At 62.2% G+C, this 15,728-nt stretch carries 13 protein-coding genes; 5 read left to right on the top strand and 8 right to left on the bottom strand.

Annotation, left to right across the window (positions count from 1 at the left end; all coding sequences use genetic code 11):
• Positions 1-214: 214 nt before the first annotated feature.
• The 3 genes from FJY68_02725 to mfd all read left to right on the top strand — a co-directional run bounded on the left by FJY68_02725 (position 215) and on the right by mfd (position 4,472).
• Positions 215-511, top strand: a complete 297-nt coding sequence (locus tag FJY68_02725; protein MBM3330750.1) for a hypothetical protein — start codon at positions 215-217, stop codon at positions 509-511.
• 503 nt (positions 512-1,014) lie between these two features.
• Positions 1,015-1,203 (top strand): hypothetical protein, encoded by a 189-nt coding sequence (locus FJY68_02730; GenBank protein ID MBM3330751.1) that lies wholly within the window; start codon positions 1,015-1,017, stop codon positions 1,201-1,203.
• A gap of 215 nt (positions 1,204-1,418) precedes the next feature.
• Positions 1,419-4,472: a transcription-repair coupling factor gene (mfd, locus tag FJY68_02735; protein MBM3330752.1), complete on the top strand. Its 3,054-nt coding sequence runs from the start codon at positions 1,419-1,421 to the stop codon at positions 4,470-4,472.
• 3 nt (positions 4,473-4,475) lie between these two features.
• On the opposite strand, the gene FJY68_02740 is transcribed toward mfd, so the two are convergent.
• From FJY68_02740 to FJY68_02760, 5 genes are all read right to left on the bottom strand, one after another.
• Positions 4,476-5,054, bottom strand: coding sequence for a tRNA (adenosine(37)-N6)-threonylcarbamoyltransferase complex ATPase subunit type 1 TsaE (locus tag FJY68_02740; protein MBM3330753.1), 579 nt, complete (start codon positions 5,052-5,054; stop codon positions 4,476-4,478).
• Between the two features lie 205 nt (positions 5,055-5,259).
• Positions 5,260-5,610 carry a four helix bundle protein gene (locus tag FJY68_02745; protein MBM3330754.1) on the bottom strand — a complete coding sequence of 117 codons (351 nt, stop codon included), beginning with the start codon at positions 5,608-5,610 and terminating at the stop codon, positions 5,260-5,262.
• Between the two features lie 140 nt (positions 5,611-5,750).
• Positions 5,751-6,947 carry an acetyl-CoA C-acetyltransferase gene (locus FJY68_02750; GenBank protein ID MBM3330755.1) on the bottom strand — a complete coding sequence of 399 codons (1,197 nt, stop codon included), beginning with the start codon at positions 6,945-6,947 and terminating at the stop codon, positions 5,751-5,753.
• A 3-nt stretch (positions 6,948-6,950) separates the two neighbouring features.
• Positions 6,951-7,733 (bottom strand): crotonase, encoded by a 783-nt coding sequence (locus FJY68_02755; protein ID MBM3330756.1) that lies wholly within the window; start codon positions 7,731-7,733, stop codon positions 6,951-6,953.
• A gap of 103 nt (positions 7,734-7,836) precedes the next feature.
• Positions 7,837-8,385, bottom strand: coding sequence for a hypothetical protein (locus tag FJY68_02760; protein ID MBM3330757.1), 549 nt, complete (start codon positions 8,383-8,385; stop codon positions 7,837-7,839).
• A 142-nt stretch (positions 8,386-8,527) separates the two neighbouring features.
• Between FJY68_02760 and FJY68_02765 the strand changes: the two genes are divergently transcribed.
• Both FJY68_02765 and FJY68_02770 read left to right on the top strand, forming a co-directional pair.
• Positions 8,528-9,100: a LemA family protein gene (locus FJY68_02765; GenBank protein MBM3330758.1), complete on the top strand. Its 573-nt coding sequence runs from the start codon at positions 8,528-8,530 to the stop codon at positions 9,098-9,100.
• 25 nt (positions 9,101-9,125) lie between these two features.
• Positions 9,126-10,064 carry a M48 family metallopeptidase gene (locus FJY68_02770; GenBank protein ID MBM3330759.1) on the top strand — a complete coding sequence of 313 codons (939 nt, stop codon included), beginning with the start codon at positions 9,126-9,128 and terminating at the stop codon, positions 10,062-10,064.
• A 21-nt stretch (positions 10,065-10,085) separates the two neighbouring features.
• On the opposite strand, the gene dnaE is transcribed toward FJY68_02770, so the two are convergent.
• From dnaE to FJY68_02785, 3 genes are all read right to left on the bottom strand, one after another.
• A complete protein-coding gene (gene dnaE / locus FJY68_02775) occupies positions 10,086-13,625 on the bottom strand; it encodes a DNA polymerase III subunit alpha (protein ID MBM3330760.1) in 3,540 nt (1,179 codons plus the stop codon).
• 52 nt (positions 13,626-13,677) lie between these two features.
• The gene (locus tag FJY68_02780; protein ID MBM3330761.1) at positions 13,678-14,910 is read right to left on the bottom strand and encodes a hypothetical protein; all 1,233 of its coding nucleotides are present in this window, start codon (positions 14,908-14,910) and stop codon (positions 13,678-13,680) included.
• Between the two features lie 153 nt (positions 14,911-15,063).
• On the bottom strand, positions 15,064-15,705 hold the full coding sequence (locus tag FJY68_02785; protein MBM3330762.1) for a TonB family protein: 642 nt from the start codon (positions 15,703-15,705) through the stop codon (positions 15,064-15,066).
• Positions 15,706-15,728 lie beyond the last annotated feature (23 nt).

Consider the following 15,728-nt stretch of genomic DNA (forward strand, 5'->3'; position numbering starts at 1 on the left):
GAAGCGCTGGCGCCCTGGCGAGATGCGCTGGCGCTGGTGTGTAGCTGGGCTGCTACATGCCGAGCAGCACTTCCGGTGCGTAGATGGCTACCGGCACATCCCCGCATTGCTGAGTGCACTGGAACGGTCCGCGTCACCGAAAGAAATTGACGCAACAGAGAGAGTTGCCTAAAGTGATGTGGGAGCCGCTAGGAATTTCAACTAACCGAGGGACATGCTCCTCGGCCTTGAGCTTGGCAGAGAGTTTCCCACTGAGCTTGGGATTGAACTCGCCATTGCACTCGGGAGTGAACTTTCGCTTGAGCTTGGGAGTGAACTCGGTATTGAGTTCGGCAAGGAGCTCTCCACTGAGCTTGGGAGTGAGATTCCCATTGAGATCGGAAAGGAGCTCGCCAGTGAACTCGCCGTTGAGCTTGGGAAAGAGCTTGCCACTGAGCCGGGCAATGAGCTTGGGATTGAGCTCGCCCCTGAGCCCGGCACTGAGCTTACCGTTGAGTTTGGGAGAGTATAGCCCCAGCGCAGGGGTCTATTTCGGTTGGAACAAGCTAACTGCCTTCTCTGCTGCCACTTGTGCCATCTTTCTGCCTCGCCGTCCATTCTACAACGTCGTAGAATTCGGCTGGACAGTGTGGCCCGGACACGTGCGTTGGAATGGGAATGGGAGTCCATCTATATGTAGTGGTCGGGACGTTCCCGACTACAATTCCGCCGCCCACTCCACGGCCCACAGACCGCCTCCCCCCTTGCCTCCGCCGAAACAGCGCGGGATCCATCCAAACGTGCAACTGCTCGTACTTCGACCCGAACATCGAACCGAACAACGTCGCAGACAACTGCCGGAACAACGACCGGTACGACTTCGTGAGCAACTCGCGGTACAGCGACGGACAGAGCTCAAGACTGAGGTCGAGGTTCAGGTCGAGATAGAACGAGCGACGCAACTGACGACGCACGCGAGTACGCAGCTCACGATCCCTCTGCCGGTGCTTCGACGTACGCTTCGTCGGGTGCTTCGTGAAACGCAACCGCGGCTCCGGCGCGCTGTCGGCTCACCTGCCGAAGCACCTGCTGCATCACCTGTTGCTTGACCGGACGGGGAATCGAAGTATCATCACGCCAACCAAAGGAGGCAATATGCCTTGCATGAAGCGCGGCGTGAAGAAAGCCGCCAAGAAGACCGCGAAGAAGAAGACCAAGAAGTAGGTCGACGTTCTCTTCTGAGGGGGCGCAAGCCCCCTTCTGAATCTGAGAACCAGAATGAGATCTAACCACAAAGACACCAAGACACCAAGAGGATTCCCAAAAAGGGAGGCTCTGAACGTTTGGCGTCTTGGCGGTTCAATACCAGTCTCGTCGTCCCACTTCGGCTTTGTGCCTTTGTGTCTTGGTGGTGAGAATCCGATATCCGTGTCCGCCTGATGCACGAACTCCTCGAACGTTTCTCCAGGTCCGCACTCCTGCCGGCACTCGCTGAACGCCTGGCAGCCGGCGCGCACACCGGCATCTCAGGCGTGGTCGGCGCCGCCCGTTCAATGCTCGCCGCCGACGTGGCGCAGCGGCTCGGGCGGACCGTAGTCCTGGTCCCCGACGATGCGCACGCCGCGCGCGCACTGCACCTTGACCTGGAAACGGTTGCCTCAGACCTCAACCTGCTGTTCTTCGAGCCTGACTCGCCGCGTCTACCTGCCCAGCTCGCAACACTCGGTTCGGGCCCTGGAGTCATCGTGGCTTCTGCGGAGAGTCTGAACAAGCCTGCGCCGGTATGGGAACAGGGAGTCGAGAGTCGAGAATCGGGAGTAGCCGGTGCGGGACCGCTCTCGCTGGCGCTGAATCGGCAGATGGAGATGGAGAAGCTCATCAGTTGGCTGGAGGAGAACGGCTATGAGCGCACGGACCTCGTGACCGAGCCGGGTGAGTACGCGACTCGCGGCGGCATAGCCGACATCTTTGCGGAGGGGGCTGAAGCGCCGGTCCGAGTCGAGTTCCTCGGGGACAGCATCGCGTCGCTCCGCCGATTCGACCCACTGCTCCAGCGCTCGGTATCGCACATCGAGGCCGCGTCAATTCCGACCCGCAAACAGCCGGGGCAGTCTGACCAGCCGGCGTCAACTCTGCTTCCGCGCAATCTCATCATCATTACCGAGGGCACGGAGTTCGAGGCTCATGCCGTGCTCTTGCTCTCGACCGAACCCGATGCGGAGTTCGTCCTCGGTTGCACGCCAGCGCACAGCTACCTCGGCAACATCGAGCTGCTCCGCAGCGAGATTTTCGATTGCCGAGTGCCGAATGCCGAATCGCCCGACAATCGACAATCGCCAATCGCCAATCGCCAATTCCTTTGGTTCGTCGCCGCCAGCACCGACAGCCAGCGCTCGCGCCTCTCCTCCATCATCGGAGCCGGACCGCACTTCTTTACCGGTGCGTTGAGCGCCGGGTTCATCTGCGAGCCGCTCGGCTTCGGCCTGCTAACTGAGCGAGAGATCTACGGCACGCCCGTGTTCCATCCCCCTCGCCGCCGATTCAAGGGTCTGCCGATTGACAACATCGTCTCGCTCCGACCCGGCGACTACGTCGTGCACATCGACTACGGCATCGGGTCGTTCGAGGGCACGCGCCGTATGACGCATGCCGACGTCGAGAAGGACTACATCGTCGTCGCCTACGCCGGCGGCGACAAGGTCTATGTGCCGGTCGAGAACATCGGTCTGCTCGACCGCTACGTCGGCTCAGAAGGTGTGGCACCGGCACTGGACCGGCTGGGCGGCAGGTCGTGGCTACACGCCAAGGCCAAGGCCGCCCGCGCCAGCGCCGAGTACGCGGAGGAACTGCTCCAGATTTACGCCCGCCGGGCAACCGCCTGCGGCGTCCAGTTCGGACAGGACAACAAGTGGCAGACCGAACTGGAGGCTTCCTTCCCCTACGAGGAAACCCCGGATCAGCTCAAAGTCATGGACGAGGTCAAACGCGATATGGAAGCCCCGCGCCCGATGGACCGGCTCATCTGCGGCGACGTCGGGTACGGCAAGACTGAGATCGCCCTGCGGGCCGCGTTCAAGGCGGCGTCGAACCTGAAGCAGGTCGCGGTCCTTGCGCCGACCACGATTCTCTGCTACCAGCACTACGCGACCTTCAAGAAGCGCCTCGCCCGGTTCCCGCTGCGGGTAGAGATGCTCTCACGGCTCGTGTCCCCGGCGACCCAACGCGAGGTCCTGGCCGGGCTCAAGTCCGGTGTGGTCGACATCGTTGTCGGCACGCACCAACTGCTCAATTCGGCAGTCGCGTACCACGACCTGGGTCTGCTGATAATCGACGAGGAGCAGAAATTCGGCGTGAAGCAGAAGGAGCGCATCCGCTCGGCGCGGGCCGAGGTCGATGTGCTGACCCTGACCGCCACCCCGATCCCGCGCACGCTCTACATGTCTCTGTCCGGGCTGCGCGATATCTCGCAGATGCACACCGCCCCGCCCGGCCGCCGCGAGATCACGACCGAGGTCGCGCCCTGGCACGACCGGGTCATTTGCGACTACGTTGCCCGCGAACTCGCCCGCGGCGGACAGGTCTTCTTTGTCCACAACGAGATTGAGACCATCAACGAAATCGCGGAACGGCTGCAGCGCATTCTGCCCGGAACCAGGTTCGCCATAGCCCACGGCCAGATGTCAGGCCGGCACATGGCCGACGTCTACCTTGGGTTTGCGTCCGGCGAGTACCAGATGCTCCTGTGCACAGCCATCATCGAATCCGGTCTCGACCTGCCCAACGTCAATACCATCATCGTCAACCGCGCAGACAAGTTCGGTCTCTCCGACTTGCACCAGTTGCGGGGACGCGTGGGCCGGTCCGAGGCGCAGGCCTATGCCCTGTTCCTGACCCCGGCCCGGCGCGAAGTCACCGAGGACGCACGCAAGCGACTCTCGGCCCTGCTCGCCTACTCGAAGCTGGGTTCGGGCTTCAAACTGGCAATACGTGATATGGAAATCAGGGGCGTCGGCAACCTGCTTGGCACCGAGCAGCACGGCCAGGTCGCGCGGGTCGGATTCACGCTCTATACGCAGATGCTCAAAGAGGCAGTGGCGCGAATCAAGGGTGAACCGGTCGCCATCGAGCCCGAGCTCAGCCTTGACGTATCGGCCTACATTCCCAAGGAATACGTGTCGGACGGGTATGAGCGGGTCGCACTCTACAAGCGGCTGCTCGCCGTCGAGAGCGAGCCGGAACTGGAAGAACTGCGCGCAGAACTGGTCGACCGGTTCGGACGATATCCGGCACCGGTCGAGACCTTGTTCCTCATCGCGCTGGTACGAGTCCGCAGCCGCAAGCTCGGCCTGCTCAAGGTGAGCCTCAAGAACCACGTCGCCACAATTGTCAGGGCCGATAGGACGTTCACGGCCAAGGGCGGAATCGGCGAGCTACTGGACTGGCTCAAGGGAAAGGCCGAACCACAAACGCCGAACGCCGAAGTCGGGCGCTAGCAGCTAGAGCGGGGCACGTAGCCCGCTGATCTCGATCCGGCGGCCCGCGCCATCAACGCTCATTCTGACACAGACCGCCGACGCGGGCAGAACCCTCTCAGCCCTTTCGGCCCACTCGATCAGACAAACGCCGTCGCCTTCAAGATAGGAGTCGAGCCCGATAGACTCCAAGTCACTACCATCGTTCAAACGGTACAAGTCAATGTGGTAGACCGGCACCCCCTCCCTTTGTTCTCTCCCCCTCGAAGGGGGAGGGAAGGGTGAGGGTGGCAGCTTCGATTCCTCGGCCGAACCTTGGCGCTCTTGGCGTTCTTGGCGGTTTCCCGTTCGGTCCGGCGTTCTTGGTGTCTTGGTGTCTTGGTGGTGAACTCCGGTTCTTCCGCGATACTCCGTGACGATGACGAACGACGGGCTCTTCACCACCTCGAGCACGCCCAGACCCGCCGCTACGCCCTTGATCATCGTGGTCTTGCCTGCGCCCAAATCGCCGTAGAAGGCGACCACGTCGCCGGCTGTCAACTGCAATGCCAGAGTGCGGCCGAGGGCGACGGTTTCCTCTGAACTCTTGGTATGATACACCACTTGTCGCCCTAGGTGCGAACGCCGACCGCCGAACGCCAAACTGACACGGACAGGTCGAAGTGCGAGCGCCGAATGCCAGACGCCGAATGCCAGAGGGACATAGGCGACCCGTGGGGCGAACGCCGACCGCCGAGAAACAAGCGCGGAGACGACACTGACGGCCCTACGTACGATAGCCGAACATCGACCGCCGGGACAACATGGCCTACAGCCCGCGCTTTGCGGTCTTCCTGGACGCGACGAAGATGGCTACAAGTTGCCTGGCCTCATCAAGGAGCTTCTCAAGTTCCGACCTCGGTCCGCACGACAGATCCGCAAGCAACTGCATCCAGTAGACGGATTCGTCCGCCTCTTCTTCCACGATGGCGAGTTTGGCGATGAAATCCGCCCGAGACCGCGCGCGCTGTGCAGAACGATAGTTGGCTCCGACTGATGTGGCTGAACGCAGCAACTGCTTGGCGATGACCTGAAACTCCGCCCGTCTAGGTAGGCCCGAGCAGAAGCGAATCACATCCAGCGCGAACCGTCTAGTCCGCAACTCGAGGTCTGTCTTCACTTCCCTACTCGGGCCCCTTCATTCCGTGATTGTGATCCGGCGGCCACCATCCGTGGTAGTCCGCTCGTTCTGCGTTCAGGTTTCGCGCTCGCCGTTGCCCGTCTGACCCCGTTTGGCGCTCGGCGTTTGGCGCTTGGCGTTTACACCAATTCGACACTCAGGGCTGTCGCCTCACCGCCGCCGAGGCACGCCGCGACCAGCCCGGTCTTCAGTCCTCGGTCCTTCAGCGCGTGGATGATAGAGACGATGATGCGCGCGCCGGAGCAGCCGATCGGATGGCCAAGAGAGATGGCGCCACCGTTCACGTTCACTTTGTCCCAGTTCCAGCCCAGGCCCTTGCCGTCTGCCAGCACCTGTGACGCGAATGCCTCATTGATCTCAATCAAGTCGAAGTGGTCGATCTTCACGCCCTGCGCGTTGAGCAGGTTGGTGACTGCCTTGATCGGCGCGAAGAAGAGACGCTTCGGCTCGACGCTGCCCGTTGCATATGCAACCACCCGCGCTAGCGGCTTCAAGCCATTGGCCTTGGCGTACGCACCGTCGGCAAGAACCAGCGCCGCGCCGCCGTCGTTGATGGATGACGCATTGCCCGCCGTCACCGTGCCGTCCTTGGAGAAGACCGGCTTCAATGTGGAGAGCTTCTCGAAAGTCGTGTCGGCACGCGGCCCCTCGTCGGTGTCGAACACGATGGGGTCGCCCTTCTTCTGCGGCATCACGACCGGCGCAATCTCGGCCTTGAACTTGCCGGCCTTGATCGCCGCGATCGCCTTGGCGTGACTGCCGGCCGCCCACTTGTCCTGTTCCTCGCGGGTAACGCCGCCCTCGGTCGCGGTGAAATCGCCGAGGACGCCCATATGAACGTCTCCGAAGTAGTCCCAGATGCCGTCGTAGATCATGCCGTCCTGCAGCTTGACATCGCCCATCTTGTTGCCGACGCGCAGCTGCTTCATGTAGTACGGCACGTTGGACATCGACTCCTGGCCGCCGACCACGACGACCTTGGCGTCACCGGCCTTGATCATCTGGCAGCCCAGAGCCGCGGCGATCATGCCCGAACCGCAGACTTTGTTCACGGTCAGGGCCGGAATCTCGACCGGCAGCCCGGATTTGACCGCGGCCTGGCGGGCCGGCGCCTGGCCGATGCCGGCCGGACAGACGTTGCCCATGATGACACCCTCGACGTCGGTCGGCTTGACACCCGACCGCTCGACCGCTGCTTTGATCGCGACCGCACCGATCTCGGGTGCGCGCAGGGACGCGAGCGAGCCGTGAAAACGTCCCACCGCTGTTCTCGCCGCCCCGACTATGAACGTATCCTGTGCTTTGCCTATCGTCATCGTCTACTCCTTTGCAGCCTTCCAGTCCGGCTTCTGCTTCGAAAGGAACGCAGCGGTACCGATAGCCGGCTCCTTGGTCGAGAAGCAGACTCCGAACGCCTCGATCTCATATGAATTGCCATTGGCCAGGTCGGTATCCAGCCCGAGGTTGATGCAGGCCTTGGCGAGTTTGACCGCAGTCGGGCCCTTGGACGCGATCTTCTTCGCCATCTCGGTGACCGTCTCGACCAGCTTGTCCGCCGGAACCACTTTGTTCGCGAGGCCGATCCGCAGCGCCTCGGCCGCGTCAATCGCATCGGCGGAGAGGATCAGTTCCTTGGCGATGCCCGGTCCCACCAGCCGCGCCAGACGCTGCGTGCCGCCGAAGCCGGGTATCAGCCCGAGGTTCACTTCCGGCTGACCGATCTTGACCGTGTCGGCCAGCACCCGGATGTCGCAGGCGATGGCGAGCTCGCAGCCGCCGCCCAGCGCGTAGCCGTTGACCGCGGCGATCACCGGCTTGTCCATGCTTGCGATCTTGCCGAAGGCGCGGTGGCCCCTGCGGGCGAAATCCCGTGCCTGCATCGGCGTGAAGCTCGTCATCTCGGCGATGTCGGCACCGGCCACGAACATCTTGCCCTCGCCGTATATGACCACGACCAGCACGTCATCTTCATGGGCGAACCAGTCCATCGCTCGATCCAGCTCGAGGACCACGTCGGTGTTGAGCGCGTTCATCGGCGGGCGGTTCACCTTGAGCCAGCCGATGCCATCTTCTTTTCTGACAACCAGGTACTTGAAATCCACGGGAGCCTCCAGTTCTAGCCTTCACCCGGAGCGGGTAAGGATATCACTATAGGACGGACAGCGCCCATGGTCAAGCGGCAGTCACGCTGCCGCGCTAGCCCGCTCAAGGCCGGGGAAAAACCTCGATGCAGTCAGTCGGGCAGACGTCCCGGCACAGACCGCATCCGTAGCACTGCTCGCGGTCAATCATCAGCTTCCCGTCCACCATCTTCCGCGCATGGAAGAAGCAGACTCCGGCGCATGCCCCGCAGTCGGTGCAGTCCTCAATCCTGGTCGTCTCAATCATCGCGCCCTTGTCGCACTTCTCGTTCGGATCAGAGAAGTATCCGCAGCAGTCGTCGCAGCAGAAACAACTCCCGTCCACGTCCGTGCGGCTGTCGTTCCGGAACGGCCGGACAACGAGGTGCTTCTCCTCCGCCTCCTTCAGTATGGCGTCGACATCGGCCCGCGTGACCTCCTTCTTGCCGGAACCGCTTGAACCGATGTCGCCGTTGAGAAGAAGGCAGACGTCCTTTCGCGACCGCTTGCAGCCTGCATCCTTTCCCTCGCGGCACCCGCAGTTCGAGACCCAGAACCGGTCGTGCCGCTTCAGAATGTCGCGGAACTCCTCCCGCGTGCTCACAAAGTGCATCGGCACTTCGTTCTTGTTCATTCACCCTCCTCCGGCCAGGGCGCCAGGGCGACCAGGGCCTGGGCTGATTCTGATGTCATGATCGTAATATGCCGAAACGCGTGTTGACCGTCAAGCCTGACAGACCGCCGATCCGGCGTTTGACTGCGACCGGAAAGACGTTATGCTGATTCAATCAACGGAGGCAAATGTGTTGATAGTCATCCTTGTCCTCATCGGACTGCTCGTCGTCATCGCCATCGGCATCTACAACACGCTGGTGGTGAAGCGCAACCGCGTGCGCAACGGCTGGTCCCAGATTGACGTCCAGCTCAAACGCCGGATTGACCTCATTCCGAACCTGATCGAAACCGTCAAAGGCTATGCCGCGCACGAGAAGGCGATCTTCGAGCGGATTGCCGAGGCCCGTTCCCTTGCCATCAACGCGAAGGGGCCGGCCGAGGCGGCGACCGCCAACAACCAGCTCACCGACACACTGAAGACACTCTTCGCCGTCGTCGAGAACTACCCGAACTTGAAGGCGAACGAGAACTTCCTCAAGCTGCAGGAAGAACTCTCCGGCACGGAGAACAAGCTCGCCTTCTCCCGCCAGTTCTACAACGACGTCGTCATGGACTACAACAACTCCACCGAGCTGTTCCCGTCCAGCGTCTTCGCTGGCATGTTCGGCTTCAAGCAGGCCGAGTTCTACAACGTGCCCGAGGCCGAACGCGAGGCGCCGAAGGTCAAGTTCTAGCCGCCGGCGTTCCGCGGAGACGACCGTGCCCGAGCGCAGGAACCTCTATCAGCTGATCGGCGCCAACAAGGCGAAAACCCTCTTCTTCATCATCGGGTTTTCGCTGCTGCTCGGCCTCGTCGGCTACGGACTGGGATGGTACTTCCAGTGGGGCACGGGTGCGTACGCGCTGTTCGGGCTCTTCATCATCGGCTACAACCTGATCCTCTACTACAACTCGGACAAGCTCGCGCTGGCTGTGAACGGGGCCAAACCGGCTGACCCGGCCGAGTTCCAGCAACTGCACAACATAGTCGAAGAAGTCGCGATTGCCGCGGGCACTCCGAAGCCGAAAGTCCATGTCATCGACACCGACGCACCCAACGCCTTTGCCACCGGCCGCAACCCGAGCCATGCATCCATCGCCGTAACCCGAGGCCTGCTGGCAGTAATGAACCGTGAGGAACTGCAGGGCGTAGTAGCCCATGAACTCTCCCACGTCCGCAACTATGACATCCTGCTGATGACCGTCGTTGCCATCATCGGCGGATTGCTGGTTCTCTTCCGGGACGTGTTCCTGCGCTGGGGCCTGTTTGGCAGCGGACGCCGGCGCCGTGATGACCGGGGCGGCGGTCAACTCGGGTTGATACTGCTGGTCGTTGCCGTCGCGTTTGCGGTCATCTCCCCGCTGCTGGTCGCCCTGATACGCGCGGCCATATCAAGGCAGCGCGAGTACCTGGCCGACGCATCTGCCGCACTCATGGTCCGGAACCCCTACGGCCTTAGTTCGGCGTTGAGGAAACTCGGGGCGTACGAAGGCAAGCTGCGCAGCGCTTCGGCGGCGACCGCCCACATGTTCATCGCCAACCCCCTGGGCAAGGATCACGGCACTTCCGTGAATCTCTTCGCTTCCCACCCGCCGATTGCGGACCGAATCCAGCGACTCGAACAGCTGGTCATTCCCGAGGAGTCCGGGAAGACCTAGCGGCGTGTCCTGGCCGGGTCGCTACTGGCCGCCGGACTTCTGAGCGTTGTAGGGACCGCCCTTCTTGAAGCGGTCCCCGTTGCGTATGCAGGCCGGCATCTCGCCCTTGAACCGGATTGAATCCGGTCCGGACACCTCGCGCAGCGAAGTCAGCAACTGGTGATCCAGGGCGACCCGCTGCTCGCGCAGTTTCATCTCCCGGGACGAACCGTCCGGCTGAATCAACCTCAAGTAAACCAGTGAGTTGCCGGGATGCTCGTCGAGCCGCTCCTTGATCTTCAGCAGTATTGCCTCATCCAGATCTCTCTCCGGAACGACAACCACCAGGGCGTTCAGGAACCGGCTCGTGTCCTTGAACATCATCACCCGGTCGGCCCAGAACTGCGGCACACCCTGGCCTCGACCCGAGGCATCCGCCGCTCTGACTTTCACCGTTCCCTGTACCGCCACCAGGTTGTCGGTCTTCAACACGGCGCGGCAGCCTTCCAGCACGTCAGCGAAGACCATCACTTCAATACCGCCGTCAAAGTCCTCGACCGTAACGATCGCATACTCGCGGTCACGCTTGTCCTTGCGCGCCCGACGGCCGGTGATCACCCCGCCCAGCGACGCCTTGGCGCCGTCGCGCATCGTCTCGATCTGGGCGATGGTCGAAAGACCCAGCGCCTCGTATTCGGCCCGGTACGGTTCGAGAGGATGCGAGGAGAAGTAGAACCCGAACGCGTCCTTCTCGTAGTTGAGAAGTTCGTGCGTGTCGAACTTCGCCGCCGCCGGCCTGACTGCCTCCTCGCCGGCGCCGAACATGTCGAACTGACGCTCGGCGAACCGGAGCTTCTCGGAGGCGGCCTTGTTCATTTCCCACTCCAGGGAGCTGAGCAGCGCCGTCCGGTTCGGCTCGAAGCGGTCGAACGCGCCTGCCTTGATCAGCGATTCCACTGCTTTCCGGTTTGCGGTCCCCTTGGTCCGCACCAGGAAGTCGAGCAAGCTCTCATAGGGTCCATGCTCTTGCCGTTCCTTGACGACGAACTCACTGGCACCGGTCCCGAGATTCTTCACACCCGCCAGCCCGAACCGCACGCTGCCGCCCTCTATCGTGAACGGCACGAAGCTTGAGTTCACGTCCGGCCCCAGGACTGCAATGCCCATTCTCCGCGCTTCGTTCACGAACTTCGCCAGCTTCTTGAAGTCCCCGAGTTCACTTGTCAGGGTGGCGGCGATGAACTCTACCGGGAAGTTGGCCTTCAGATACGCCGTGATGTAGGAGAGATACGCGTAGCCCGCGGCGTGTGACTTGTTGAACCCGTACCCGGCGAACTTGGCCAGCAGGTCGAAGATCCTCTCCGCCTTCGCTTCGGGTATCTTGTTCTGTTTCGCGCACCCCTCCACGAAGACATCGTGCTGTGCCGCCATCTCCTCCGGCTTCTTCTTGCCCATGGCCCGGCGCAGCAGATCGGCCTTGCCGAGCGTGTAGCCGGCAAGCACCTGGGCTGCCTGCATCACCTGCTCTTGATAGATCATTATCCCATACGTCTCGTTGCAGATCGGCTCCAGCAACTGGTGCTCGTAGGAGATTGACTCCTTGCCGGCCTTGCGGGCGAGGTACTGCGGTATCAACTCCATCGGTCCGGGGCGGTACAATGCTATCAGGGCGATGATGTGCTCGATCCGGTCCGGCATCATCTGCCGGCAGAGGTCGCGCATTCCCGCGCTCTCGAGCTGGAAGACGCCCACGGTGTCCGCCTTCTGGAGCAGTTGGAATGTACTGGCGTCGTCGAGCGACATCGCTTCGATGTCCAGGTTCGTGCCCTTGTCCCGGACCAGCTTCGCCGCCTCCTCGACTACGCTCAGGGTACGCAGACCGAGGATGTCCATCTTCAGCAGCCCGGCGGCGTCCAGGGCGTACATGTCGTACTGCGTGCAGACATCCTCACCCGGCGACCGGTAGAGCGGGACGAGTTCAATCAGAGGTTGCGGCGCAATCACCACTGCCGAGGCGTGGATCGAGGCGTGCCGGCAGAGACCCTCGACCTTGCGGGCAATCGCCATCAGCTCCTGATACTCAGGCTTCTCGTTGACCGCCTCGCGCAGCTCCGCTACGTTCTTGAGCGCCGGTTCCAGTTCCATGTTCTGGGGGATCAGTTTGGCAATCCGGTCGACTTCGCCGATCGGAACATCCAGCACGCGGCCCACGTCACGGACGGCGGCGCGCGCCTGCATAGTGCCGAACGTGATGATCTGCGCGACCGAGTCCTCGCCGTAGCGCTGCCGGATGTAGTCGATCACCTCCTGCCGTCTGGCGTCCGAGAAGTCGATGTCGACGTCGGGCAGGCTGACGCGTTCGGTCGTCAGGAACCGCTCGAAGAGCAACCCGTACCGTAGCGGGTCGATGTCCGTGATACCGAGACAGTAGAGCACGAGGCACCCGGCCGCCGAACCCCTGCCCGGACCAACCGGAATGCCTTTGGACCGGGCGAAGTCCACGATGTCCTTGACCACCAGGAAGTAGCCGGGGAATCCCATCCGGGCGATGACATCCAGCTCGAACGCGAGGCGCTTCTCGGCCTCCGGCGCCAGCTCAGGATAGCGCCGGCGCAACCCCTCGCGCGCGAGGTGCTTCAGATACGCGAGCGCGTCGGCAAAGCCCTGCGGTGGCCGGTAGTGCGGCAGGTGAAAGTGAACGCGCTCGAAGTCGAGCAGGAGGTTGCATCGGTCCGCTACCTCACGGGTGCGCCGCAGCGCATCCGGCATGTCGGCGAACGCCTTGGCCATCTCCTTCTGTGACCGAAAGTAGAGCTCTCCTGAGGTCATCTTCAGGCGGTTCTGGTCGGACAGCTTCTTGCCGGTCTGGATACAGACCAGGGCATCGTGTGCGCGCGCGTCGTCCGGCCGCAGATAATGACAGTCGTTGGTGGCGACGATCGGGATGTCAAGTGTGGAACTCAGGTCCCGGACTCCGGGGATTATCTTCTCCTGATCGGCGAAGCCCGCGCGCATCACCTCCAGGTAGAAATTCTCCGGCCCCAGCATCTGCTGGTACTGGGAAGCCGCCTGCATCGCGCGCTCGGGATCGTCCCGGCGCAGGTAGTAGTTAACCTCACCCTTCAGACAGCCAGACAGCCCGATGAGCCCCTCCGCGTGCTCGGCCAGCAACTCCTTGTCAATCCGCGGCCGATAGTAGAACCCCTCGAGGTACGCCCGCGTCGTCAGCTTCATCAGATTGTGGTAGCCGGTCTCGTTCCGGCAGAGCAGGGTGATATGGAAGCTCGCCTCGTGGACGTCGGAGTCCGGCTTCTTCTCGGTCCGGGAGCGGGGGGCCACGTACATCTCGGCGCCGATGATCGGCTTCACACCGGCCTTCTGTGCTTCCTTGTAGAACTTGATCGCCCCGAACATGTTTCCATGGTCGGTGATTGCCAAGGCCGGCATCCGGAACTCGGCCGCCAGTTTGACCACCGCCTCGACGCTCGAGGCGCCGTCGAGCAGGCTGTATTCGGTGTGATTGTGGAGGTGGACGAAGTCCACTTCCGGAGACTTGGTGGTCACTGACCTATAATGCGAGATGAGGCCGGCAAGTCAAGCAGTGGATGCGGGCTCGTCGGCCGGGAGCTCGGAGCTAGCGGAGAAGCACGAACCTGACGCCCGCTCGCGGCGATGAAGCCGCACGTGCGAAGTACACACCTGTCGGCAGACTTCGCAGGTCCAGCTTCTCGGTCCGACGCGTACTGGACTGCACTTTCGCGACAGGCCTCCCGCAGTCATCGTACACGACGACCGAGCCGGCGCCGTCGCGTACCGTAATCCACAGAGTTCCCCGACACGGGTTGGGCCATGCTCGCGCCAATAGGACAGGAAGTGGCAACTGCGTCTCTCCATCGATACCGGGCTTGGCCCAATCACCAAAGCCAAGCACCAAGCCCTCTGCACCTACTGCCCATGCGTGGGCGCTATCGACCATGAACACGGAGCAGAGATCCATCGCAGCGCTCGCAGTGTCGGGCATCCAGCTAGCGCCTGCATCGGTTGTCCGCAGTATCCTGCCATTCAGACCAACGGCAACACCGTGCCGGGGATTGCAGAAGCGCATGGCCTTCAGGCCGGTCTCTGCTACAACGGTCGTCCACGAATCTCCGCCATTGGTCGTCTGCATCAGCCCGTATGTGGAAAGTACCCAGCCGTTGAGTGTGTCGAACATCTGGATGCGCCGCGCACCGATGTTCGCCGTCTTCGGGGACCAGGAGTCTCCTCCATTCGTTGTCATTCCGACGGAGTCCCAAACCGCCCAGCCGGTCAGGGTGTCGATGAACCACGCATCATAGCCTGCTTCACTGCTGTCCTCGAACGACACGAACGACCGCCAACTTGCGCCGCCGTCATTGGTCCTGACGTCCACTTCGTAGTCCTGCCCCAAATGCCAACCGGTCAGGGTGTCGAGAAATCGGAGTCGTCGCGCGTACACCCAATGGTAGTCCCCGTACCTCTCTAGATGGAATGGCGTCGTCCAGCTTCCGCGTAGCCTCTCTTTGACAAAGACGGTCCAGTTCATGTATCGAGGCTGGGACCAGGACCACAGCCCCCCAGACAGGTACACGTGACACGAATCGACGACCTCCAGACCTGCGAAGCCACTATGAAAATTGCCGGAATCAGGCGGGAGAGTCTGCTCGACGGTCCATGTCCTCCCGCGATCAGTCGTGTGGAACAGGTCCTTGGTCGCCATCGCCCAGCCCTGCATAGAGTCTGCGAATTGAACTTCTCTGAGAGTGTCGCTACCCGCCCACGACAGCAGGTGCCACTTCGCTGCCGACCCAATCGCGGACAACAGAAGCACACCAATCAGGGCTTTCATCGTAGACCTCACATCATGGTAGCTCGACCCAGATTCCTGTCAACATGATGAGACGCCGGCGACGCACAGGCTACATTCGTTCGGACATCACCTCGCTTGACTGGTCATTGGCAATTGGGAACTGAGGTTTCCCGGGGCGAGAATCGACCCGGGCTACGGCTTCTGCTCGAACTCGAGGTGGAGCTTGAGGCGCGGGCCGGTGAACTCGGGCGGCAGCGGCGGCAGGCGGTCGAGTACGAGCAGTGCGCGCTCGCAGGACGCGTCGTACGCGGCGTCGCCGGACTTCTTCTCGATCTTCACGTCCTTCACGGTACCATCGCGCTCGATGACGAACATGATCGTGGAGTTGAAAGTCCTACCCGAGCCCGCATAGGGGTTGATCCAGTTGTCGGAGATGCGGGTGAGGATGACGTTGAGGTAGTACGAGTACCCGAGCGCTTCTGCTCCCTCGATTCTCGCACCCAGGCCGAGCCCCTTGCGCCTGACCATACCATCGCCCTTCTTGGGCGCAGCCTTGCCTTCGGTCTTGGCTTTGGCCTCAACCTTGGCCTTGGGTTTTGCCTGGGACTTCGGCCTCGCCTCGACCAGCGTCGCGCTCTTGGCCTCGGCCGCTTCGGGCAGAGGGGTACCGGCACTGACAACCGAGACATTGAAGACTATCGGGCGACGAGTGTCCTTAACCGCATGGCTCGCGCCCAGCAGCGCCGCGATTCCGACGAGCAGAGCGTGGCCGGCCAATGAAAGCAGCAGGTCAGGGGTACGCCAACCGCGCGTGACACCGGAACCAGCGCTCATGGTGGCCAATTCCCGAATGACCA

Source organism: candidate division WOR-3 bacterium (assembly GCA_016867815.1).
GTDB lineage: Bacteria > Hydrothermota > Tepidihabitantia > Tepidihabitantales > Tepidihabitantaceae > UBA2258.

Excerpts from the sequence above, each read along its gene's own strand:
- FJY68_02725 (MBM3330750.1), top strand. The coding sequence starts at position 215 with ATGCTCCTCGGCCTTGAGCTTGGCAGAGAGTTTCCCACTGAGCTTGGG.
- mfd (MBM3330752.1), top strand. The coding sequence starts at position 1,419 with ATGCACGAACTCCTCGAACGTTTCTCCAGGTCCGCACTCCTGCCGGCA.
- FJY68_02750 (MBM3330755.1), bottom strand. The coding sequence starts at position 6,947 with ATGACGATAGGCAAAGCACAGGATACGTTCATAGTCGGGGCGGCGAGA.
- FJY68_02760 (MBM3330757.1), bottom strand. The coding sequence starts at position 8,385 with ATGAACAAGAACGAAGTGCCGATGCACTTTGTGAGCACGCGGGAGGAG.
- FJY68_02765 (MBM3330758.1), top strand. The coding sequence starts at position 8,528 with ATGCTGATTCAATCAACGGAGGCAAATGTGTTGATAGTCATCCTTGTC.
- FJY68_02780 (MBM3330761.1), bottom strand. The coding sequence starts at position 14,910 with ATGAAAGCCCTGATTGGTGTGCTTCTGTTGTCCGCGATTGGGTCGGCA.
- FJY68_02785 (MBM3330762.1), bottom strand. The coding sequence starts at position 15,705 with ATGAGCGCTGGTTCCGGTGTCACGCGCGGTTGGCGTACCCCTGACCTG.